This is a genomic window from Streptomyces sp. NPDC050988, assembly GCF_044456225.1.
Lineage (GTDB): Bacteria > Actinomycetota > Actinomycetes > Streptomycetales > Streptomycetaceae > Streptomyces.
Window position 1 is genome coordinate 25,322 of record NZ_JBITFQ010000044.1, and the last position, 22,272, is coordinate 47,593.

20 protein-coding genes and 1 tRNA gene are annotated in these 22,272 nt (G+C 70.4%); 18 read left to right on the forward strand and 3 right to left on the reverse strand.

Annotated features, from left to right (window positions below; all coding sequences use genetic code 11):
* Positions 1-29 precede the first annotated feature (29 nt).
* Positions 30-101 (forward strand) — tRNA-Val (locus ACIBEI_RS46145).
* Positions 102-165: 64 nt separating this feature from the next.
* Here ACIBEI_RS46145 and ACIBEI_RS46150 read toward each other — a convergent pair.
* On the reverse strand, positions 166-891 hold the full coding sequence (locus ACIBEI_RS46150) for a 3'-5' exonuclease (protein ID WP_398897192.1): 726 nt from the start codon (positions 889-891) through the stop codon (positions 166-168).
* 168 nt (positions 892-1,059) lie between these two features.
* On the opposite strand from ACIBEI_RS46150, the gene ACIBEI_RS46155 reads away from it, so the two are divergent.
* From ACIBEI_RS46155 to ACIBEI_RS46170, 4 genes are all read left to right on the forward strand, one after another.
* The gene (locus ACIBEI_RS46155) at positions 1,060-1,626 is read left to right on the forward strand and encodes a DUF4365 domain-containing protein (RefSeq protein WP_398897193.1); all 567 of its coding nucleotides are present in this window, start codon (positions 1,060-1,062) and stop codon (positions 1,624-1,626) included.
* Entirely contained in the window at positions 1,623-2,846 is a 1,224-nt protein-coding gene (locus ACIBEI_RS46160) for a hypothetical protein (RefSeq protein ID WP_398897194.1), read from the forward strand. Before ACIBEI_RS46155 ends, ACIBEI_RS46160 begins: the two co-directional genes overlap by 4 nt.
* 155 nt (positions 2,847-3,001) lie before the next feature.
* Entirely contained in the window at positions 3,002-4,978 is a 1,977-nt protein-coding gene (gene thrS, locus ACIBEI_RS46165; protein WP_398897195.1) for a threonine--tRNA ligase, read from the forward strand.
* Between the two features lie 459 nt (positions 4,979-5,437).
* Positions 5,438-5,995 carry an HIT family protein gene (locus ACIBEI_RS46170; protein ID WP_398897196.1) on the forward strand — a complete coding sequence of 186 codons (558 nt, stop codon included), beginning with the start codon at positions 5,438-5,440 and terminating at the stop codon, positions 5,993-5,995.
* Positions 5,996-6,091: 96 nt separating this feature from the next.
* Here the strand turns inward: ACIBEI_RS46170 and ACIBEI_RS46175 are convergent, their stop codons facing one another.
* Positions 6,092-7,759 (reverse strand): hypothetical protein, encoded by a 1,668-nt coding sequence (locus ACIBEI_RS46175; RefSeq protein WP_398897197.1) that lies wholly within the window; start codon positions 7,757-7,759, stop codon positions 6,092-6,094.
* Positions 7,760-7,924: 165 nt separating this feature from the next.
* Positions 7,925-10,126, reverse strand: coding sequence for an elongation factor G-like protein EF-G2 (locus ACIBEI_RS46180; RefSeq protein WP_398897198.1), 2,202 nt, complete (start codon positions 10,124-10,126; stop codon positions 7,925-7,927).
* 217 nt (positions 10,127-10,343) lie between these two features.
* Between ACIBEI_RS46180 and pgsA the strand changes: the two genes are divergently transcribed.
* The 13 genes from pgsA (at position 10,344) to secD (ending at position 22,271) form a co-directional block, all read left to right on the forward strand.
* Positions 10,344-11,105: a phosphatidylinositol phosphate synthase gene (pgsA, locus tag ACIBEI_RS46185; RefSeq protein ID WP_398897246.1), complete on the forward strand. Its 762-nt coding sequence runs from the start codon at positions 10,344-10,346 to the stop codon at positions 11,103-11,105.
* Positions 11,102-12,028, forward strand: coding sequence for a phosphatidylinositol mannoside acyltransferase (locus ACIBEI_RS46190; RefSeq protein ID WP_398897199.1), 927 nt, complete (start codon positions 11,102-11,104; stop codon positions 12,026-12,028). Before pgsA ends, ACIBEI_RS46190 begins: the two co-directional genes overlap by 4 nt.
* The gene (locus tag ACIBEI_RS46195; protein WP_398897201.1) at positions 12,025-13,194 is read left to right on the forward strand and encodes a glycosyltransferase family 4 protein; all 1,170 of its coding nucleotides are present in this window, start codon (positions 12,025-12,027) and stop codon (positions 13,192-13,194) included. The genes ACIBEI_RS46190 and ACIBEI_RS46195 overlap by 4 nt, the downstream gene beginning before the upstream one ends.
* A gap of 18 nt (positions 13,195-13,212) precedes the next feature.
* Positions 13,213-13,572 carry a hypothetical protein gene (locus tag ACIBEI_RS46200; RefSeq protein ID WP_398897202.1) on the forward strand — a complete coding sequence of 120 codons (360 nt, stop codon included), beginning with the start codon at positions 13,213-13,215 and terminating at the stop codon, positions 13,570-13,572.
* A 380-nt stretch (positions 13,573-13,952) separates the two neighbouring features.
* The gene (locus tag ACIBEI_RS46205) at positions 13,953-14,498 is read left to right on the forward strand and encodes a hypothetical protein (RefSeq protein WP_055614445.1); all 546 of its coding nucleotides are present in this window, start codon (positions 13,953-13,955) and stop codon (positions 14,496-14,498) included.
* A gap of 232 nt (positions 14,499-14,730) precedes the next feature.
* Positions 14,731-15,654 carry a pyridoxal 5'-phosphate synthase lyase subunit PdxS gene (pdxS, locus tag ACIBEI_RS46210; protein ID WP_398897204.1) on the forward strand — a complete coding sequence of 308 codons (924 nt, stop codon included), beginning with the start codon at positions 14,731-14,733 and terminating at the stop codon, positions 15,652-15,654.
* A gap of 6 nt (positions 15,655-15,660) precedes the next feature.
* Positions 15,661-16,266, forward strand: coding sequence for a pyridoxal 5'-phosphate synthase glutaminase subunit PdxT (gene pdxT / locus ACIBEI_RS46215; protein ID WP_398897206.1), 606 nt, complete (start codon positions 15,661-15,663; stop codon positions 16,264-16,266).
* A 51-nt stretch (positions 16,267-16,317) separates the two neighbouring features.
* Positions 16,318-17,070 (forward strand): YebC/PmpR family DNA-binding transcriptional regulator, encoded by a 753-nt coding sequence (locus ACIBEI_RS46220; protein WP_189839896.1) that lies wholly within the window; start codon positions 16,318-16,320, stop codon positions 17,068-17,070.
* 136 nt (positions 17,071-17,206) lie between these two features.
* Complete coding sequence (ruvC, locus tag ACIBEI_RS46225; RefSeq protein WP_398897208.1) at positions 17,207-17,836, forward strand: crossover junction endodeoxyribonuclease RuvC; 630 nt, start codon at positions 17,207-17,209, stop codon at positions 17,834-17,836.
* Positions 17,833-18,441, forward strand: coding sequence for a Holliday junction branch migration protein RuvA (ruvA, locus tag ACIBEI_RS46230; protein WP_398897210.1), 609 nt, complete (start codon positions 17,833-17,835; stop codon positions 18,439-18,441). Before ruvC ends, ruvA begins: the two co-directional genes overlap by 4 nt.
* A gap of 186 nt (positions 18,442-18,627) precedes the next feature.
* A complete protein-coding gene (gene ruvB, locus ACIBEI_RS46235; protein ID WP_055614439.1) occupies positions 18,628-19,698 on the forward strand; it encodes a Holliday junction branch migration DNA helicase RuvB in 1,071 nt (356 codons plus the stop codon).
* A 164-nt stretch (positions 19,699-19,862) separates the two neighbouring features.
* Positions 19,863-20,360: a preprotein translocase subunit YajC gene (gene yajC / locus ACIBEI_RS46240; protein ID WP_398897212.1), complete on the forward strand. Its 498-nt coding sequence runs from the start codon at positions 19,863-19,865 to the stop codon at positions 20,358-20,360.
* 141 nt (positions 20,361-20,501) lie between these two features.
* Positions 20,502-22,271 (forward strand): protein translocase subunit SecD, encoded by a 1,770-nt coding sequence (gene secD / locus ACIBEI_RS46245; protein ID WP_398897213.1) that lies wholly within the window; start codon positions 20,502-20,504, stop codon positions 22,269-22,271.
* The last annotated feature ends 1 nt before the right edge of the window (position 22,272 follow it).

Consider the following 22,272-nt stretch of genomic DNA (forward strand, 5'->3'; position numbering starts at 1 on the left):
AGGAGACCTGTATTGTTCAGTGCGTTCCCGGGCGATTAGCTCAGTGGGAGAGCGCTTCGTTCACACCGAAGAGGTCACTGGTTCGAACCCAGTATCGCCCACCGGGAAAGGCCGGTCCGTCACAGACGGACCGGCTTTTTCGTGTCGCTGCCGACGGGATACGGCTCAGGCCGCCGCCGGCAGTTCGGGGCGCAGCGGCCACGCCGGATCGACCGCCTCCTCCGTGCCGCTGCGCGCGAACCAGGCCTGGAGGCCGCGCGCCTGGGCCGCGTGCCAGACGGCCTGCAGCGTGTGCAGCTCGGCCGCCGAGAGCCGCTCAAGACGTGTCGCGAAACGGCGCCCGACGGCCCGTACGACCTCCAGTGAGGCCAGTGCGTCGGCCGCCGCGTCATGCGCTCCCGTCAGCTCCACGCCGTAGTGCGCGCAGAGGTCCGTGAGCGTGCGGCGGCCCTTGCGGTAGCGGTCCAGGTGTTTGTCGAGGACCCGCGGGTCGAGGACGCGCATCGGCACGCTCTCGAACCAGTGGTCCAGGGAGGACGCCCGGTGCCTGCGCAACTCCCGGTCCAGGAGCGTCAGATCGAAGGGCGCGTTCATCACCACGAGCGGGCGGCCCGCCGCGCTCTGTTCGGCCAGTTCCCTGACTATCTCGTCCATCACCGGCGACGGCCAGCGGCCGTTCAGCCGGAGATGCTCATCCGTCAGCCCATGTATCGCCGTGGCCCCCTCGGGCACCGGAACTCCCGGATTCACCAGCCAGCGGCGCACACGCGGGCGGCTTCCGGGAGCGTCCTGGACGACGACGGCGGCCGACACGATCCGGTCGGTCTCCACGTCCACACCCGTCGTCTCGGTGTCGAACGCGGTCAAGGGGCCCTCGTACCAGCACGTCATACGCACACAACTCCTCGTTCACCTTCGGCAGTTGACGCGCCGTCCCCTGCCCTTTTTGTGATACCCGGGCTGTTTGCGCCGTACGCCGGAAGGAGACAACAGAGGTACGGGTCTTTGCAGTTCAGCGGCCCGCAGCGGCGATTCACCGGATTCGGAAGGCTGTTGGACATGGCGCTCGCGCAGCCCGAGCAGGGCGGGCTGCTGCCCCACAGGACGGCACCGCATCGAGGCTCACTGGCCACCACGGCGTGCATGGAGACACTGCAGGTCGGTTATCTGCACGCGGTCGCGGCGGCCGCGGGCTGTTCCCTGTCCCAGCCGTTTCCGGACAACGGCATCGACTGGCACGTCAGCCACAGCGCCCCCGGGCACACGGTCGACGACGAAGTCACCATCAAGGTGCAGCTCAAGTGCACGTACCAGATCCCGCCGAACCCGGCGGGCCCCGCCTTCTCCTTCACGCTCGACAACGCCCACCTGGAGAAGCTGGCCCGCACCCCGGTCTCGGTGCACAAAATACTGGTCGTGATGCTCGTGCCCAGATCACAGGACGACTGGCTGCGCGCCGGCCACGACCGCCTCGATCTGCGGCACTGCTGCTACTGGATCAACCTCGCCGGACACCGGATCACCGGCCGGCGCAGGACCACCGTGCGGATTCCGACCTCTCGCGTCTTCGACGACCGAGCGCTCTGCGAGATCATGACGCGGGTCGGAACGGGAGGCAGACCGTGACGCACCGCCCCACCGACGAGCCCCTACGCCCCGTCAGGCCCCACCCCGTCGAGACACCCGGCCTGTGGGACCAGCCACCCCGGCCCGACCAGGTCGACCCGGCCGTCCTCGGTGCGCTCCTGCACCGGCACGGCTGGCAGCGCCGCGGCGGAGCCCCCGGCCGGTACGGCCGCTGGACCCCACCAGGGCCCGGCGGCTCCGGCACCAGCCTGCTGGTACCGGAGAGCCGGGCCTTCCCCGACAGCGAGGACCTCCTCGCCGAGGCCCTCGTCGCGCTGTCCCGCAGCGCCTCGCCCTCCGCCCGTGACGTCCTGGTCGGCCTCGCCGTGCCCAGCGACGAGATCCGCTGGTGGCGCGATGTACCGACGGGTCCCGTCGGCGTCTCGCCGTGGACCGTCGAGGAGCAATTGCGTTCGGCGGCACGCCAGATGCTCCTCGCGGGCGCCCTCGCCGCCCGTGCGCGCGCCGGCTACTACGGCGCCCGTCACCGCAGGCCCGCGGCCACGTCCCTGGAGAACGTGCTCGTCGGAGCCGCCCCCGGCGGCCGCCGGCTCACCGCCTTCGTGCCGGTCGCCACCGGCCGGCCGCTCGCCGTCCGCCTCCACCAGGCGTTGTACGCGGCCCGCGAGGCCATCGACTACAAGCGTGCGACCGGCGGAATGGACGCCTTCGACGGGGCCGTCGAGGCCGGCGTCAGCCATGAGCTCACCGAGGCGCTGGCGTCCCTGGTGCGCGGCACCGAGGGCGCCCGGATCGCCGTCGAGTGGGCGCCCGCCGCCGGTGTGCCCGAAGGGTGCGCGACGCCCGCCGAGCCCGTCGAGTTCTCGCCCGGCGACCTGCCCGCACTCCGCGAGGCCGGCGCCCGCTATCTGCGCGAGGAACCCTCCGTGCCCGTGCGTATCACCGGAGCCGTGGTGCGGATGCGCAGGTCGGGGCCGCGCGGCGACGGGAGCGTACGGCTGCGGGTCATCGCCGGGGCCGAGGTCCCGCACGTACGGATGACGCTCGACGAGGAGGCGTACCGGATAGCGGGGCACGCCCATCTGGTCGGGCTGCCGGTGCGGGTGCACGGGCGGCTGGAGAGCCGGGGCGGATTCCGGCGGCTGACCGGGGCGTCCGGAGTGGCACCCGTGCAGGTCGACGAGGCGGAGCGGGACCGGCTGATGAAGTCGCTGCAGGAGAACCTCGACTTCTTCGAGGAGGCGTGCAGCGGGGACTGAGGTTCCCCGCGGAGGCGTGCGGCGCGCGCGGGACGGGCGGAGGGCCGGGCAGAGGGAACCGTTTCGCGAGGGGCACCCCGGGCTCGGTACGATCGCCCTTGTATGACGCGTGCACCAGACGACCGCGCGCGTTTCCCTTCAGGCAGGAGAGTCCGGTGTCAGACGTCCGTGTGATCATCCAACGCGATTCCGAGCGGGAAGAGCGCGTGGTGACGACGGGCACTACGGCGGCCGAGCTCTTCGCCGGTGAGCGCACCATCGTCGCGGCCCGCGTGGCGGGCGAGCTCAAGGACCTCGCGTACGAGGTGAAGGACGGCGAGACCGTCGAGAGCGTGGAGATCTCCTCCGAGGACGGTCTCGACATCCTGCGCCACTCCACCGCGCACGTCATGGCGCAGGCCGTGCAGGAGCTGTTCCCCGAGGCCAAGCTGGGCATCGGCCCGCCGGTCAAGGACGGCTTCTACTACGACTTCGACGTGGAGAAGCCGTTCACGCCCGAGGACCTCAAGGCCGTCGAGAAGAAGATGCAGGAGATCCAGAAGCGGGGGCAGAGGTTCTCCCGTCGGGTGGTCACCGACGAGGCCGCGCGTGAGGAACTGGCGGACGAGCCGTACAAGCTGGAGCTGATCGGGCTGAAGGGCTCGGCCTCCTCGGACGACGGCGCGGACGTCGAGGTCGGTGCCGGCGAACTCACCATCTACGACAACCTCGACGCCAAGACCGGTGACCTGTGCTGGAAGGACCTCTGCCGCGGTCCCCACCTGCCGACCACCCGGAACATCCCGGCGTTCAAGCTGATGCGCAACGCCGCCGCGTACTGGCGGGGCAGCGAGAAGAACCCGATGCTCCAGCGCATCTACGGCACCGCCTGGCCGTCGAAGGACGAGCTGAAGGCGCACCTGGAGTTCCTCGCCGAGGCCGAGAAGCGCGACCACCGCAAGCTCGGCAGCGAGCTCGACCTGTTCTCCATCCCGGAGCAGATCGGCTCCGGCCTCGCCGTCTTCCACCCCAAGGGCGGCGTCGTCCGCCGGGTCATGGAGGACTACTCGCGGCGCCGTCACGAGGAAGAGGGCTACGAGTTCGTCTACACCCCGCACGCGACGAAGGGGAAGCTCTTCGAGACGTCCGGGCACCTGGACTGGTACGCCGACGGCATGTACCCGCCCATGCAGCTCGACGAGGGCGTGGACTACTACCTCAAGCCCATGAACTGCCCCATGCACAACCTGATCTTCGACGCGCGCGGCCGCTCCTACCGTGAACTGCCGCTGCGCCTCTTCGAGTTCGGGACCGTGTACCGGTACGAGAAGTCGGGCGTCGTGCACGGTCTGACCCGTGCCCGGGGCTTCACGCAGGACGACGCGCACATCTACTGCACCAAGGAGCAGATGGCGGAGGAGCTCGACAAGACGCTCACCTTCGTCCTCGGCCTGCTGCGGGACTACGGTCTGACCGACTTCTATCTGGAGCTGTCCACCAAGGACCCGGAGAAGTTCGTCGGCTCCGACGAGATCTGGGAGGAGGCCACCGAGACCCTGCGGCAGGTGGCCGAGAAGCAGGGCCTCCCGCTGGTCCCGGACCCGGGCGGCGCCGCGTTCTACGGCCCGAAGATCTCCGTCCAGACCAAGGACGCGATCGGCCGCACCTGGCAGATGTCGACCGTGCAGCTCGACTTCAACCTGCCAGAGCGCTTCGACCTTGAGTACACGGGCCCCGACGGCACCAAGCAGCGGCCGGTGATGATCCACCGAGCCCTGTTCGGGTCGATCGAGCGCTTCTTCGCGGTCCTCCTCGAGCACTACGCGGGCGCGTTCCCGGCATGGCTGGCACCCGTCCAGGCGGTCGGCATCCCGATCGGCGACGGTCACGTGGACTACCTGCAGAAGTTCGCCGCCGACGCGAAGAAGCAGGGCCTGCGGGTCGAGGTCGACTCGTCCTCCGACCGTATGCAGAAGAAGATCCGCAACGCCCAGAAGCAGAAGGTCCCCTTCATGGTCATCGCGGGCGACGAGGACATGGCCAACGGCGCCGTCTCCTTCCGCTACCGCGACGGCTCCCAGGAGAACGGCATCCCGCTCGACGAGGCCATCGCGAAGATCGCGAAGGTGGTCGAGGAGCGGGTGCAGATCTGATCGCGGACGCGGGCCCGGCCCCCGTACGCGAGCGCCCGGCCGTACGGTCCTGAAGGCGCCCGGAGGCCCCTGGAGAGCTCAGCTCTCCGGGGGTTTCTTGCGGTTCACGGGGGCCGCGGCGGGGCGATCGACCCGCACAGGGGCCGCTGCCCGGGGCTCGTCCTCGCTCGAGAAGACCTGCAGCAGCCACGCCGAGAACGACCCGTCCCCGCGCCGAGCAGCGCGAGCCCGCAGGCCATCAGGCCCACCGCGAGACACAGGCCCCGCCACGCCTCGGGCAGACCTTGGGCGAGGACATGGATCGCGTACGAGGTGAGGAACAGCATCGGGGCCACGGCGAGCGGGACCTCGACGCGGTGTTCCCAGCGGGTCGTGCGGCTGTCGTCGTCCGTCGGCTCAGCTTGGCCGGGGGCCCTTTCACGTGGTACCCGGCGACACGCCGCGAACGGGCGAAGCCATATGCTGCACCACATGACGAGTGAGCCGGAGCAGCAGATCGGAGTCGGCACACAGGACGCGTTCCAGCGCCTGTGGACGCCCCACCGGATGGCGTACATCCAGGGCGAGAACAAGCCCACCGGTCCCGGGGCCGACGACGGCTGCCCCTTCTGCTCGATCCCGGCCAAGTCCGACGAGGACGGGCTCGTCATCAAGCGTGGCGAGCAGGTCTACGCGGTGCTCAACCTGTACCCGTACAACGGCGGGCACCTGATGGTCGTGCCCTACCGGCACGTGGCGGACTACACCGACCTGACCGTGGCGGAGACCGCCGAGCTCGGCGAGCTGACGAAGCAGGCGATGACCGCGTTGCGGGCCGCCTCCGGTGCGCACGGGTTCAACATCGGGATGAACCAGGGCACGGTCGCCGGCGCCGGCATCGCCGCCCACCTCCACCAGCACATCGTGCCCCGCTGGGGCGGCGACACCAACTTCATGCCGGTGGTCGGGCACACGCGGGTACTGCCCCAACTACTGGCGGACACAAGGAAGATGCTTGCGGAGGCCTGGGCCCCGTAAGGGGCGCGGGGAACTGCGCGACCAGCCCCCACGACCCGCACGATCCTCACTCCCGCACGCTCCGCAACGCACCCGACCCGCCGAACCGCCGGGGGCTCACGCGTCGTAGACGTCCGCCTTGCGTGGAGACGCGTCCTGGATCGCCGTGCTCAGGAACGACGAGCGGTTGCCGAACTTCTCCGTGTCGACGCCGTTCTCCTTGAGGACCTTGATGGACGCCGCGTGCACCACACGAAGCACCGGCGTGGCGGCCCGCAGCGCGTCGTCGGCCATGAAGCGGTGCCGCCAGGGCTGATCGGCCCACGCGTGCCGCAGGCCGAACGGCTCCGGGAGCGCCAGGCTGCCGCCGAGCCAGTTGAGGAGCGGCGGGTACCAGGTGATCGGGGCGCGCACCGCGAGGCGCACCACCTCGTCCGTCTCGACGAGGGGCAGCTTCTTCGCGCGGGTCTCCCAGGGCTTGAAGGGCTTGGCGATCGGCTTCGTCTTCGCCGAGGGCTTGGTCGTGAACAGCGAGTGCACGGGCCCGAGGGCGTGGCCGGTGACCTCGATGCGCAGGGTCTCGTGCAGCACGGTCACCGTGATCAGCATGGTGATGACCAACTGGCCGTCCCAGAGCGTCCACTGGATCCCGAGGTAGTGCCGGTCACCGCTGCCGAACTGCTGCTTGTTGCAGATGTCCTGGATGGCGTGGTTCTTCACCTGGTACGCGTCCACGTCCGTACCGCCGGGCCGGGACACCGAACCCGCGTTCTCCCCGATCGGGGTGACCACCCAGTGCTTTATCGAGGGGCGCGGGAAGCCGCCGGTGTTCAGCGGGCCGCGCTCCAGCATGCGCAGTTGGTCGTGGATCGACCGGATGACGTCCCAGCTGCGGAAGGGGTGGATCTCCTTGCTCTCGTCGAGCGGCACGAGATCCTCGGCGAGCTGCCAGCTGCCCCAGCGGGTGCCCATGCCGAGTATGCCCTTGGGGCCCGCGTAGAAGACGGAGTTGGACTGCTGCTCGGCGCTCAGCTTGGCCAGGTTCTGGCGCAGCGACTCCGCCGCGGTCTCGCCGGGGCTGCCGGGCACCGCCTCGGGGATCTTGGCGCCCACACCGCCGCCCGACAGGAGGCCCTCCCAGCGGGCCCGCAGGTCCTTGGCCGTGCGCTCACAGATCTGCTGCGCCCAGAACCAGCCGACGACCGGCATGACGATCGCCGCGCGTGCGTACCAGGCCCAGAAGCCGCCGAACGGCAGCCGGAGCAGGAAGATCACGGCGAGCGCGCCGAAGGCGATGAGGAGGGTGGTGGCCAGGGCGGAGGCACGCTTGTCCTCACGCTTGGCGATCATCGTGCGGATCTGGAAGACCAGCAGCCAGGCGATGAGCCCGGGCAGGAAGATCAGCCCGCACAGCACCGTCACCGCCGTCAGCCAGTTGTCGCGCTCCCTGCGGATGCGGTTCGCCGCCAGACAGTGCTCGACGACGACCTGTGGTTCGGTGCCGAACGACTGGATGAGCGCGTTACGCCCGCTGCCCAGCATGCGGTCGTGCACGGCCCGTGCGAACGCCTCGCCCAGGTTGGGCACGAAGAGCTTGAGCTTGCCCTCCTTGACCTTCGACTTGTGCCATTCGTTGTTGGCTTTGAGGATCTCCCCGACCTCGTTGTCCCGGTACGCCGCCGAGGCCAGGGCGAATGTCGCCGCCGTCTGGCCTGCGGCACCCGAGAGCGGGACCTGTGCCCCGGGCCTGAAATCGAATCCCTCGTCCGCCACTGCCGCCCCCATCGCCGCCGTGCTCCGCTCCTGCGGCTTTTCCCGACTTCGGTGCTCCGCACACCTGTTGATCAGGTCATCGTCTTGATCAGGTTCTCAGAGTATCCGCCGGGACCGACATCCGTCGGCGGACAGCACAAGCTGCCCGCCGACCCGGAGGGGTATTCGAGCGGTGCTTCAACTAGGGGTTCCCTGTGCCTGTTCGCGGATCTTCTCCGCCAACTGCGCGGGCATCGGCTCGTGTCGGGCGTATGTGCGGTTGAAGCGCGCGGTGCCGTGCGAGAGGGAGCGCAGGTCGACGCCGTACCGACCGATCTCGATCTCGGGGACCTCGGCCCGTACGAGCGTGCGGTTGCCGCCGGCCTGCTCGGTGCCGACTACGCGGCCGCGCCGACCGGACAGGTCGCTCATCACGGCGCCCACGTACTCGTCGCCGACCAGGACCGTCACTTCGGCGACCGGCTCCAGGAGATGGATCCGGGCGTCGACCGCGGCCTCCCGCAGGGCGAGCGCTCCCGCGGTCTGGAACGCGGCGTCCGAGGAGTCCACCGAGTGCGCCTTGCCGTCGAGCAGCGTGATCCGGATGTCGATCAGCGCATAGCCCGCGGCCACGCCCTTGGCGGCCTGCGCGCGCACGCCCTTCTCGACGGACGGGATGAACTGCCGCGGCACGGCCCCGCCGACGACCTTGTCGACGAACTCGATGCCGGAGCCGCCGGGCAGCGGCTCCACCTCGATCGCGCAGATCGCGTACTGCCCGTGCCCGCCCGACTGCTTCACATGACGGCCACGCCCGGCCGACCTGTCGGCGAACGTCTCCCGCAGGGAGACCTTGTGCGGTACGACATCGACCTGGACGCCGTAGCGGCTGCGCAGCCGTTCCAGGGCGACGTCCGCGTGAGCCTCGCCCAGACACCACAGGACGACCTGGTGGGTGTCCTGGTTCTGTTCGAGCCGCATCGTCGGATCCTCGGCGACCAGCCGGCCCAGGCCCTGCGACAGCTTGTCCTCGTCCGCCTTGCTGTGCGCCTGGATGGCGAGGGGCAGCAGCGGGTCCGGCATCTCCCACGGCTCCATGAGCAGCGGGTCGTCCTTGGAGGAGAGCGTGTCGCCGGTCTCGGCGCGGCTCAGCTTGGCCACACAGGCGAGGTCGCCCGCGATGGCGTGCGTGAGGGCACGCTGCTGCTTGCCGAACGGGGCTGACAGGGCGCCGATGCGCTCGTCGACGTCGTGGTCCTCGTGGCCGCGGTCGGCGAGCCCGTGTCCGGAAACGTGCACCGTCTCGTCGGGGCGCAGTGTCCCGGAGAACACGCGGACCATCGACACCCGGCCGACGTACGGGTCGGACGCGGTCTTCACGACCTCGGCGACCAGCGGCCCGTCCGGATCGCAGGCCTTCACCTGGCGGGCCCTGCCGTCCGGGGTGGTGACCGTCGGGGCCTCGCGCTCCAGCGGGGTCGGGAAACCGCCGGTGATCAGCTCCAGGAGTTCCACCGTGCCAAGGCCCTGTTTGGCGCCCTCGGCGGCGGGCGCGGCGGCCAGCACCGGGAAGAAGATCCCGCGCGCGACGGCCCGTTCCAGGTCCTGCACGAGTGTCTTGAAGTCGAGTTCCTCGCCACCGAGATAACGGTCCATGAGGGTCTCGTCCTCGCTCTCGGCGATGATCCCCTCGATCAGCCGGTTGCGGGCCTCCTCGATGAGCGGCAACTGCTCGGGGCCCGGCTCGGACTCCTTGCGTTCCCCGGAGGAGTAGTCGAACAACCGCTGCGACAGCAGCCCGATCAGCCCCGTCACGGGCGCGTGCCCGTCGGGACCCTGCGGGCCGTGCAGCGGCAGGTACAGCGGCAGCACGGCGTCGGGGTCGTCGGCCCCGAAGGCCTCCGCGCAGTTCCGCGTCATCTCGTCGAAGTCCGCCCTGGCCGACTCCAGGTGCGTGATCACGATGGCCCGCGGCATACCGACCGCCGCGCACTCCTCCCACACCATGCGCGTCGAGCCGTCCACCCCGTCCGAGGCCGAGACGACGAAAAGGGCCGCGTCCGCCGCTCGCAGACCGGCCCTCAACTCGCCGACGAAATCGGCGTATCCGGGTGTGTCGAGAATATTGATCTTGTATCCGTCCCAGTCGACGGGTACCAGGGAGAGCTGCACCGAGCGTTGCTGCCGGTGTTCGATCTCGTCGTAGTCGGAGACGGTGCCGCCGTCCTCCACACGGCCCGCCCTGTTCACCGCTCCCGCCGTCAGCGCGAGAGCCTCCACCAGAGTCGTCTTGCCCGATCCGGAGTGGCCGACCAGCACCACATTCCGTACGGACGCGGGGTGGTCGGCCGCCGTAGCCCTGCCGGCGGCTCCGGGGTGTGCGTTCGCCTTGTCGCCCATGGCCTTGCCTCCCGTGCACGGTGAGGTCACTGTGGGCGCGGACGCGCGGCGCCGCGTGCGGTGGCGGCTCCGATGACGCCCGCGGTGTCTTCGAGCTTTGCACTCGTGTCACGGTGCGTCCATACAACGGACGCGATCGCGCCGTCCCACGGATGTCATCAGGACGTGACCCGGGGCGCGGGTGCCCGACCGTCGCACAAGCGCACGCGTGGCTACGATGGGCCAGCCGGTGGCCAGCAGGGGCCGCGCGGCCACACCGACCCTCGGGAAGGCCATGCTGAACAAGTACGCGCGTGCATTCTTCACGCGTGTCCTCACACCGTTCGCCGCGTTTCTCATCCGCCGGGGGGTAAGCCCCGACACGGTCACGCTCCTCGGCACGGCCGGAGTGATGGCGGGCGCACTGGTCTTCTTCCCCCGGGGGGAACTCTTCTGGGGCACGATCGTCATCACGCTGTTCGTGTTCTCGGACCTCGTCGACGGCAACATGGCCCGCCAGCTGGGCCGCTCCAGCCGCTGGGGAGCCTTCCTCGACTCGACGCTCGACCGGGTCGCCGACAGCGCGATCTTCGGCGGCTTCGCGCTCTGGTACGCGGGCGGGGGCGACGACAACGTCCTGTGCGCCGTCTCGATCTTCTGTCTTGCCAGCGGTCAGGTGGTGTCGTACACCAAGGCCCGCGGCGAGTCGATCGGACTGCCCGTCGCCGTCAACGGCCTCGTCGAGCGCGCCGAGCGCCTGGTGATCTCGCTGGTCGCGGCCGGTCTGGCGGGCTTCCACAAGACATTCGGCGTGCCCGGTATCGAGATCCTGCTGCCCATCGCGCTGTGGATCGTCGCCGTCGGAAGTGTCGTCACGCTGATCCAGCGCGTCGTCACGGTCCGCCGGGAGTCCGCCGAGGCCGATGCCGCGGCCGAGGCATCCCCCTCCGCGACCGCCTCGCCGGACAACGCCTCGCAGAGCAGCGAGGCCACACCGTGAGCGGTCTGAAGGGCCGGCTGACGTACGCGGCGTACGCAGCGGGCTGGGGAGCCGTCAAGAAGCTCCCCGAGCCCGTCGCCGTACGCCTGGGCCGGACCATCGCCGACATCGCCTGGAAGCGGCGCGGCAAGGGCGTACGACGCCTCGAATCCAACTACGCGCGCGTGCTGCCCGACGCGACCCCGGAGCGGCTCACCCAGCTCTCCAGGGCCGGCATGCGCTCGTACCTGCGCTACTGGATGGAGTCGTTCCGGCTGCCCGCCTGGAGCAGGGAGCGCATCAAGGACGGCTTCGACGTGAAGGACGTCCACTACCTCACCGAAGGGCTCGCCTCCGGCAAGGGCGTCATCCTCGCGCTGCCGCACCTGGCCAACTGGGACCTCGCCGGCGCCTGGGTCACCACCAAGCTGGAGACGCCGTTCACGACGGTCGCCGAGCGGCTGGAGCCGGCGAAGCTGTACGACCGGTTCGTCGCCTACCGCGAGAGCCTCGGCATGGAGGTCCTGCCGCACAGCGGCGGCACCGCCTTCGGCACGCTCGCCCGGCGGCTGCGCGACGGCGGCCTCGTCTGCCTGGTCGCCGAGCGCGATCTGTCCGCCTCCGGGGTCGAGGTCACGTTCTTCGGAGACGCCACCCGGATGCCCGCCGGTCCGGCGCTGCTCGCCCAGCAGACCGGTGCGCTGCTCCTGCCGGTGACACTCTGGTACGACGACTCGCCCGTGATGCGGGGCCGGGTCCATCCGCCCGTCGACGTCCCCGAGTCAGGTAGCCGGGCCGAGAAGACGTCTGTCATGACGCAGGCGCTGGCCGACGCCTTCGCCACGGGTATCGCCGACCATCCGGAGGACTGGCACATGCTGCAGCGCTTGTGGCTCGCCGACCTGGAGCCCCGCTCCCGGCCGGCCGAGGGGGAACAGCCGTGAGAATCGGCATCGTCTGTCCGTACTCCTGGGACGTGCCCGGGGGAGTCCAGTTCCACATCCGCGATCTGGCGGACCACCTCATCGGCCTCGGGCACGACGTGTCCGTCCTCGCTCCGGCCGACGACGACACCCCCCTTCCGCCGTACGTCGTCTCGGCGGGCCGTGCCGTCCCCGTGCCGTACAACGGCTCGGTCGCGCGCCTCAACTTCGGCTTCCTGTCTGCCGCGCGGGTGCGGCGCTGGCTGCACGACGGCACGTTCGACGTGATCCACATCCACGAGCCGGCCTCGCCGTCCCTCGGCCTGCTCTCCTGCTGGGCCGCGCAGGGGCCGATCGTCGCCACCTTCCACACGTCGAACCCGCGGTCCCGGGCGATGATCGCCGCGTACCCGATCCTGCAGCCGGCGCTGGAGAAGATCAGCGCGCGCATCGCGGTGAGCGAGTACGCGCGGCGCACCCTCGTCGAGCACCTGGGCGGTGACGCCGTCGTCATCCCGAACGGCGTCGACGTGGACTTCTTCGCGAAGGCGGAGCCCAGGGCCGAGTGGCAGGGGGACACGATCGGCTTCATAGGGCGTATCGACGAGCCCCGCAAGGGCCTGCCGGTCCTCATGAAGGCGCTGCCGAAGATCCTCGCCGAGCGGCCGGGGACGCGGCTCCTGGTCGCCGGGCGCGGTGACGAGGAGGAGGCCGTCGAGAAGCTCCCCGCGGAGCTTCGCTCGCGCGTCGAGTTCCTCGGCATGGTGAGCGACGAGGACAAGGCGCGGTTCCTGCGCAGCGTCGACCTGTACGTCGCGCCGAACACCGGCGGCGAGAGCTTCGGGATCATCCTCGTCGAGGCCATGTCCGCGGGCGCGCCCGTGCTCGCCTCCGACCTCGACGCGTTCGCGCAGGTCCTCGACCAGGGCGCGGCGGGCGAGCTGTTCGCCAACGAGGACGCCGACGCCCTGGCCGCCTCGGCGGTACGGCTGCTCGGCGACCCGGCGCGCCGCGCGGAACTGCGCGAACGGGGGAGCGCGCACGTGCGGCGCTTCGACTGGTCGACGGTCGGCGCGGACATCCTGTCCGTCTACGAGACGGTCACGGACGGCGCCGCCGCGGTCGCCGCCGACGAGCCCGACGAGCCGGGCGGACTGCTGGCCCGGCTCGGCCTGGTACGGGACTGAGAGCGGGAGGGAACGCGCATGGTGGGGGACATGGGTGGCGTGGGGGATGTACGTGACGTCCGGGAGGTGCCCTGGGAGGTGCCCCAGGAGGCCACCAGGACGCCTCTGACGGCCGAGGAGGAGCTGCGCAGCCGCTCGGTCTTCGCCACCGAGATCGGCGCTCAGCTGGCCCGTCAGGGCTGGGCCGTCTTCCCCGCGCACACTCCGGAGGAGCGCATCCGGCTCTTCGCGGTGGCGCGGATCATCGGGCAGCGGCTGGGGTGCCGGGTCGAGGCCGTACCCGAAGACATCTGCTCCATGCGATTCACGGTTGTGAGCGCCGACGCCGCCCATGAGGTCGGTCCGGCGGCCGGGGCGTCCGGACAACTGGACGACTGACGCTCGCGGAGGCGCCCCGCATAAGGCGGCGGCGCCGGGGGGGCGACGGAGGAACCGGGCCGGCCTTCCGCGTCCCGGGGGATGTGGCGGGCCTCGCCCCGGCATCCCGGTGAGTGCGCTGCTGCGGCGTGAGTGCACTGCCGCGGCGCGGAGGCCGGTCCCCGTGGACGAAGCCGACGTACTGCGACCGCGTTCCGGCCGCCGCATGATCGCCGCAGCAGCGTCCGGATCTGACGGCGGGTCACCGGGATGGCTTTTGCCGGTGCGGCGGCCGTGCAGGTGTAGCGGCCCGCGGCCCCTCCTCGCAGCTCGGCCCCTGATCGTCATGTGGGCCGACGCCGGCGCGGGCGGCCCGGGGCGCACCGGTAGCGTGTGCGCCCGTGACCTCCACACTGATCTGGATCGTGGTCGCCCTCGTGGCGATCGGCCTCTACCTGAGCTGGACCGCGGGCCGGCTCGACCGGCTGCACTCGCGGATCGACGCGGCGCGGGCCGCGCTCGACGCGCAACTGCTCCGGAGGGCGTCGGTGGCACAGGAACTGGCCACCTCCGGCGTCCTCGATCCGGCCGCCTCGATGGTGCTCTACGAAGCGGCGCACGCGGCTCGCCAGGCCGAGGAGGACAACAGGGAGGTCGCCGAGAGCGACCTCAGCCAGGCGCTGCGGGCCGTCTTCGGAGAGGTCCAGCAGGTCGAGGCGGTGCAGGCGGTCCCCGGTGGCGAGGACGCGGCGCGCGAACTCGCCCAGGCCGTCCGCCGGGTTCCGATGGCCCGGCGCTTCCACAACGACGCCGTACGGGCGGCCCGCGCCCTGCGCCGCCACCGCAAGGTGCGCTGGTTCCGCCTGGCCGGCCACGCGCCCTTCCCGCTCGCCTTCGAGATGGACGACGAGGCGCCGGTCGCCCTCGCGGACCGCCCGGGAACGTAGTCCACGCGCGCGTGGACCTCGAAAAGGCTCCCGGCCACGGGATCCGACGCCGCCGGGCACGGCACACGACGTCCCTGGTCACGGCCCCGACCGTCCCGGCCCGACCACGGGAAACTCGCCCAGGGGCCGGGAAAATGAGCCACCGGCTCCCCATTGGCCCTTGCAGTGGCCTGGTCCCCAAGCGTTTCCTCGGTGCTTGCAGAAGCCCTCTTTCACCGAGTGAGGTCAACCCTTGTCCAGCACGCTCTCCACTCCCGCCCAGCCCACCGACACCCCTGCCACCGGCACCGCGCGCGTGAAGCGCGGCATGGCCGAGCAGCTCAAGGGCGGCGTGATCATGGACGTCGTCACGCCGGAGCAGGCGAAGATCGCCGAGGACGCGGGCGCCGTGGCCGTCATGGCCCTGGAGCGGGTGCCCGCCGACATCCGCAAGGACGGCGGCGTGGCGCGCATGTCCGACCCCGACATGATCGAGGGCATCATTGAGGCCGTCTCCATCCCGGTGATGGCCAAGTCGCGCATCGGCCACTTCGTGGAGGCCCAGGTCCTGCAGTCCCTCGGCGTCGACTACATCGACGAGTCCGAGGTCCTCACCCCCGCCGACGAGGTCAACCACTCCGACAAGTGGGCCTTCACGACCCCCTTCGTCTGTGGCGCCACCAACCTGGGCGAGGCCCTGCGCCGCATAGCCGAGGGCGCCGCGATGATCCGCTCCAAGGGCGAGGCCGGCACCGGCAACGTCGTCGAGGCCGTCCGCCACCTGCGCCAGATCAAGAACGAGATCGCCCGGCTGCGCGGCTACGACAACAACGAGCTGTACGCCGCGGCCAAGGAGCTGCGCGCCCCGTACGAGATCGTCAAGGAGGTCGCCGAGCTGGGCAAGCTCCCGGTCGTCCTCTTCTCCGCCGGTGGTGTGGCCACCCCGGCCGACGCCGCGCTGATGCGCCAGCTCGGCGCCGAGGGCGTCTTCGTCGGCTCCGGCATCTTCAAGTCAGGCGACCCGGCCAAGCGCGCCGCCGCCATCGTGAAGGCCACCACCTTCTACGACGACCCGAAGATCATCGCGGACGCGTCCCGCAACCTCGGCGAGGCCATGGTCGGCATCAACTGCGACACCCTCCCCGAGGCCGAGCGCTACGCGAACCGCGGCTGGTAACCACCCATGACCGATGTACCTGTCGTAGGCGTCCTGGCCCTCCAGGGCGACGTACGGGAGCACATGGTCGCCCTGGCCGCGGCGGACGCCGTGGGCAGGGCGGTCCGGCGCCCCGAGGAACTCTCTGAGGTCGACGGACTCGTCATCCCCGGCGGCGAGTCCACCACCATCTCCAAACTGGCCGTCCTCTTCGGCCTGATGGAACCCCTCCGCGCGCGCGTGCGGGCCGGTATGCCCGTCTACGGCACCTGCGCGGGCATGATCATGCTCGCCGACAAGATCCTCGACCCGCGCTCGGGCCAGGAGACCATCGGCGGCATCGACATGATCGTGCGCCGCAACGCCTTCGGACGGCAGAACGAATCCTTCGAGGCGACGGTCGACGTGAAGGGCGTGGAGGGCGATCCTGTGGAGGGCGTCTTCATCCGCGCTCCCTGGGTCGAGTCCGTGGGCGCGGAGGCGGAGGTGCTGGCCGAGCACGACGGCCACATCGTCGCCGTACGTCAGGGCAACGCGCTCGCCACGTCGTTCCACCCGGAACTGACCGGCGACCACCGCGTGCACGGCCTGTTCGTCGAGATGGTGCGCGCGAACCTGGCTCCGGGGTCCTAGTAGGATTCCTGGGGTTCGTAAAGAGTTGGGTTACGCGAAGGAGACAGGCAGATGTCCGGCCACTCTAAATGGGCTACGACGAAGCACAAGAAGGCCGTGATCGACGCCAAGCGCGGCAAGCTCTTCGCGAAGATGATCAAGAACATCGAGGTCGCGGCCCGTACCGGCGGTGCCGACCCCGCCGGTAACCCGACGCTCTTCGACGCCATCCAGAAGGCCAAGAAGAGCTCGGTCCCGAACAAGAACATCGACTCCGCGGTCAAGCGCGGCGCCGGTCTCGAAGCCGGTGGCGCCGACTACGAGACGATCATGTACGAGGGCTACGGGCCGAACGGTGTCGCGGTGCTCATCGAGTGCCTCACCGACAACCGCAACCGCGCCGCCTCGGACGTCCGCGTCGCGATGACCCGCAACGGCGGCAACATGGCCGACCCGGGCTCCGTCTCGTACCTCTTCAACCGCAAGGGTGTCGTCATCGTCCCCAAGGGCGAGCTGGGCGAGGACGACGTCCTGGGCGCGGTGCTCGACGCGGGCGCCGAGGAAGTCAACGACCTGGGCGAGTCCTTCGAGGTCATCTCCGAGGCCACCGACCTGGTCGCGGTGCGCACCGCCCTCCAGGAAGCCGGGATCGACTACGACTCCGCCGACGCCAACTTCGTCCCGACCATGCAGGTCGAACTGGACGAGGAGGGCGCCAAGAAGATCTTCAAGCTCATCGACGCCCTCGAGGACAGCGACGACGTGCAGAACGTCTTCGCCAACTTCGACGTGAGCGACGAGGTCATGGAGAAGGTGGACGCGTAGCGCCGCCACGAGCCGCAGGGTTCAACGGGCCGACGGGACACACCCCGTCGGCCCGTCGCTTTGTCGGGCGTCGCTTGCAGGCGATGTCGGTGGCACCCGATAGCCTGCACAAACAGGAGATCGAAGGAGGGGGCGGGTGCGGGTACTGGGTGTTGACCCCGGACTGACCCGGTGCGGCGTCGGTGTGGTCGAAGGTGTCGCCGGCCGGCCCCTGACCATGCGCGGCGTCGGTGTCGTACGGACGCCCGCCGACGCGGAGTTGGGGCAGCGCCTCGTCGCCATCGAGCAGGGCATCGAGCAGTGGCTCGACGAGCACCGGCCCGAATTCGTCGCGGTGGAGCGGGTGTTCAGCCAGCACAACGTCCGTACGGTGATGGGCACGGCCCAGGCCAGCGCGGTCGCCATGCTGTGCGCGGCCCGGCGCGGGATTCCCGTTGCCCTGCACACGCCGAGCGAGGTCAAGGCCGCCGTTACCGGGAACGGCCGTGCGGACAAGGCCCAGGTCGGTGCCATGGTCACCCGGCTGCTCCGACTCGACGCGCCCCCGAAGCCAGCCGACGCGGCGGACGCCCTGGCCCTCGCGATCTGCCACATCTGGCGCGCGCCCGCCCAGAACCGCCTGCAGCAGGCCGTCGCACAGAACCGGCTCCAGCAGGCCGCCGCCCAGCACGCGTCGAAAGTCGCGGCGCAGCAGGCACCGAACCACACACCGAACCACACACCGAACCGTGCACAGAACCACGCACCGAAAGGCCGTACCGCATGATCGCCTTCGTCAGCGGCCCCGTCGCCGCCCTCGCGCCCGACTCCGCGGTGGTCGAGGTGGGCGGCATCGGCATCGCGGTCCAGTGCACGCCGAACACGCTCTCCGGACTCCGCATGGGCCGGCCGACCAAGCTCGCCACCTCCCTCGTCGTACGGGAGGACTCCCTGACGCTGTACGGCTTCGCCGACGACGACGAGCGGCAGACCTTCGAGCTGCTGCAGACCGCGAGCGGGGTCGGCCCGCGGCTGGCCCAGGCCATGCTCGCGGTGCACAGTCCGGACGCCCTGCGCCGCGCGGTGTCCACCGGCGACGAGAAGTCCCTCACCGCCGTACCGGGCATCGGCAAGAAGGGCGCCCAGAAGCTCCTCCTGGAGCTCAAGGACCGCCTCGGCGAGCCCCTCGGCACCGGCGGCCACGCCATCGGCACACCCGTCACGGCCGGCTGGCGCGAGCAGCTGCACGCCGCGCTGATCGGCCTCGGGTACGCGACCCGTGAGGCCGACGAGGCGGTCTCCGCGGTGGCGCCGCAGGCCGAGGCGGCCGGGACGCCCCAGGTGGGCCAGTTGCTGAGGGCGGCCCTCCAGACCCTCAACAAAGCGCGTTGAGCTCCGCAGGAGGTGCGGTCGTGACACTGCGGGTCCGTCGTGGCTGGTCGCGCAGTTCCCCGCGCCCCTCTCGGGGCGCGGCACAGCACCGCACCACGCCCCGGGAGGGCACCGCCCGCCCCCGCCGGAGCGCCGCCTGCCCCCTGCCCGTATGACCCGGACCCCCAACCCCGCGAGGCACAGCACATGAACTGGGACGACACGGCCGACGACGACACCGCCGAGCGGCTCGTCGGTGCGTCCGCCGACCATGAGGAGCAGGCCGTCGAGGCCGCCCTGCGCCCCAAGGACCTCGGCGAGTTCATCGGCCAGGAGAAGGTCCGCGAGCAGCTCGACCTCGTTCTGCGGGCCGCACGCGCGCGTGGCGCCACCGCCGACCACGTCCTGCTCTCCGGCGCCCCCGGTCTCGGCAAGACCACCCTCTCGATGATCATCGCCGCCGAGATGGAAGCCCCCATCCGCATCACCAGCGGCCCCGCCATCCAGCACGCGGGCGACCTCGCCGCGATCCTCTCCTCCCTCCAGGAGGGCGAGGTCCTCTTCCTCGACGAGATCCACCGCATGTCGCGGCCCGCCGAGGAGATGCTCTACATGGCGATGGAGGACTTCCGCGTCGACGTGATCGTCGGCAAGGGCCCGGGCGCCACCGCCATCCCGCTCGAACTGCCACCCTTCACGCTCGTCGGCGCCACCACGCGCGCGGGCCTGCTGCCGCCCCCGCTGCGGGACCGCTTCGGCTTCACCGCCCACATGGAGTTCTACGAGCCCGCCGAGCTGGAGCGCGTCATCCACCGCTCGGCGAACCTGCTGGACGTCGAGATCGACCCCGCGGGCGCCGCCGAGATCGCGGGCCGCTCCCGTGGCACACCCCGTATCGCCAACCGGCTCCTGCGCCGCGTCCGCGACTACGCCCAGGTCAAGGCCGACGGCTTCGTCACGCGAGAGATCGCCGGCGCCGCCCTCGCCGTCTACGAAGTGGACAGCCGGGGCCTGGACCGCCTGGACCGCGGTGTCCTCGAAGCGCTGATCAAGCTCTTCGGCGGCGGCCCGGTCGGTCTGTCGACGCTCGCCGTCGCCGTGGGGGAGGAGCGCGAGACCGTGGAGGAGGTCGCCGAACCCTTCCTCGTCCGCGAGGGGCTACTGGCCCGTACACCCCGCGGGCGGGTGGCGACGCCGGCGGCATGGGCCCATTTCGGCCTCACCCCGCCCCGGCCGTCAACCGGTGGAAACGGACAACAGGACCTGTTCGGGGCGTGACGGCGAGGGGGCTCGCGAGGTCAGGAACCCCGGTGCCATGCTGAGCGTTGTTCCTTGACGGCGGACTCGCTTAGACTCCGCCGATGCCGCCTTTGTCGGCGGCGTACATACCCCCATCCATCAGGCCGCTCACCATCGCGGTCGAATGAAGGAAGTTCCGTCCCGTGAGTCTCGTGACCCTCCTCCCGTTCATCGTGCTCATCGGGGCCATGTTCCTGATGACCCGGTCGGCCAAGAAGAAGCAGAATGCGGCTGCGCAGATGCGCAACGACATGCAGCCCGGCTCCGGCGTCCGCACGATCGGTGGCATGTACGCAACGGTGAAGGAGGTCAACGAGGACACGGTCCTCCTTGACGCAGGCCCGGGCGTCGACCTGCTCTTCGCGAAGAACGCGATCGGCGCGGTCCTCAGCGACGACGAGTACAACCGCCTCGTTCACGGCATCGAGCACGACCTGAAGGATGACGAAGCGGTCGTTCCGGACGACGCCTCCTCCCTCACCGAGACCGACGAGCCCGCCGACGCTTCCGACGACAAGCCCATCGACCTCGGCAAGAAGGACGCGGCCGACGAGCCCGTCGAGGAGTCCGCCGACGCGGAGCCGAAGAAGGCCGATGAGGCTGACCTGAAGAAGTCCGACGGCGAGTCCGACGCGAAGTAGTCACGACCGGGGACCGCGGAGTGCGCCGCTCGCGCGCCGCGGTCCCCGGGACGTGTGGCTTCGCACGGAATCTCGACACCATTCATGCCCGTCCGCGCAGGTACTTCGGTAACCGGGCGGACGAAGAGGGAGAACGAGAAGGTGGCAGCACCTAAGAAGGGCCGACAGGGCACCCAGGGCAGGCCGGGGCGCACCTTGGCCCTGATCCTGATCGCCATCGTGGCGCTCACCGGCGGCATGTTCGCCTCCGGACACACGACGCCGCGCCTCGGCATCGACCTCGCCGGCGGTACGAGCATCACGCTCCAGGCGAAGAACGAGCCGGGCCAGAAGAACGCGATCAACCCGACCAACATGAACACCGCGGTCGACATCATGAACCGCCGTGTCAACGGTCTGGGCGTCACCGAGGCGGAGGTGCAGACCCAGGGCGACAGCAACATCATCGTCAACATCCCCAAGGGCACCAACTCCGAGCAGGCCCGGGAACAGGTCGGCACCACCGCCAAGCTCTACTTCCGTCCCGTCCTGACCACCGAGGTCTCCGGTGGGGACCCGGCGGCCAGCCCCTCGCCGAGCGCCTCCAGCAGCGCCTCCACGGGTTCGGACAAGGACAGCGACAAGGACAAGGCCACCGACAAGGCCACCTCGTCCTCGTCGCCCTCCACGACCCCCTCGGCCACGTCCAGCACGCAGGGCCGCGCGGTCACCGACGCGCTGAAGGCCGACCCCACCCCGTCGGGCAGCGGTTCCGCCTCGTCCAGCCCGTCCGCCTCGCCGTCCGCGAGCACCGACCCGGCGACCGCAAAGCTCCAGGCGGAGTACACCGCGCTGGACTGCACCAAGAAGACGGCCCGCGCGAAGGCCGGTGACGGCGTCAAGGCCGGCGACCCGACCGTCGCATGTGGCCAGAACTCCCAGGGTCAGTGGCAGAAGTACATCCTCGGCCCGGCCGAGGTCGAGGGCACGGACGTCGACAAGGCCTCGGCCCTGTTCGACACCCAGGGTGCCGCGGGCTGGAAGGTCACCATGGACTTCACGTCCAAGGGATCCGACAAGTTCGCGAAGATCACGGGCAAGCTGGCGCAGAACCAGTCCCCGCAGAACCAGTTCGCCATCGTCCTCGACGGTGAGGTCGTCTCCGACCCGTACGTCAGCCAGGCGCTGACCGGCGGCAGCGCGGAGATCTCCGGCAGCTTCAAGCAGCAGGAGGCCGAGGACCTGGCCAACATGCTGTCGTACGGCGCGCTGCCGCTCACCTTCACGGAGGCGAGCGTCACCACCGTCACCGCCGCGCTCGGCGGCGAGCAGCTGGAGGCCGGTCTGATCGCCGGCGCCATCGGCCTGGCGCTGGTCATCATCTACCTGGTGGCCTACTACCGGGGTCTGTCGCTCATCGCCATCGCGTCGCTGCTGGTCTCCGCGGTCATGACCTACGTGATCATGTCGCTGCTCGGCCCGGCCATCGGCTTCGCCCTGAACCTGCCGGCGGTCTGCGGCGCCATCGTGGCCATCGGCATCACGGCGGACTCGTTCATCGTGTTCTTCGAACGCATCCGTGACGAGATCCGCGAGGGCCGTACGCTGCGGCCCGCGGTCGAGCGCGGCTGGCCGCGCGCCCGGCGCACCATCCTGGTCTCCGACTTCGTGTCGTTCCTCGCCGCGGCCGTGCTCTTCGTCGTCACGGTCGGCAAGGTCCAGGGCTTCGCGTTCACGCTGGGTCTGACCACCCTGCTCGACGTGGTCGTCGTCTTCTTCTTCACCAAGCCGCTGATGACGATCCTCGCCCGCAAGAAGTTCTTCGCGGAGGGCCACAGCTGGTCCGGCCTCGACCCGAAGCGACTGGGCGTCCAGCCGCCGCTGCGCCGCACCCGTCGCGTGTCCGCTCCCGTCGACACGAAGGAGGCCTGAG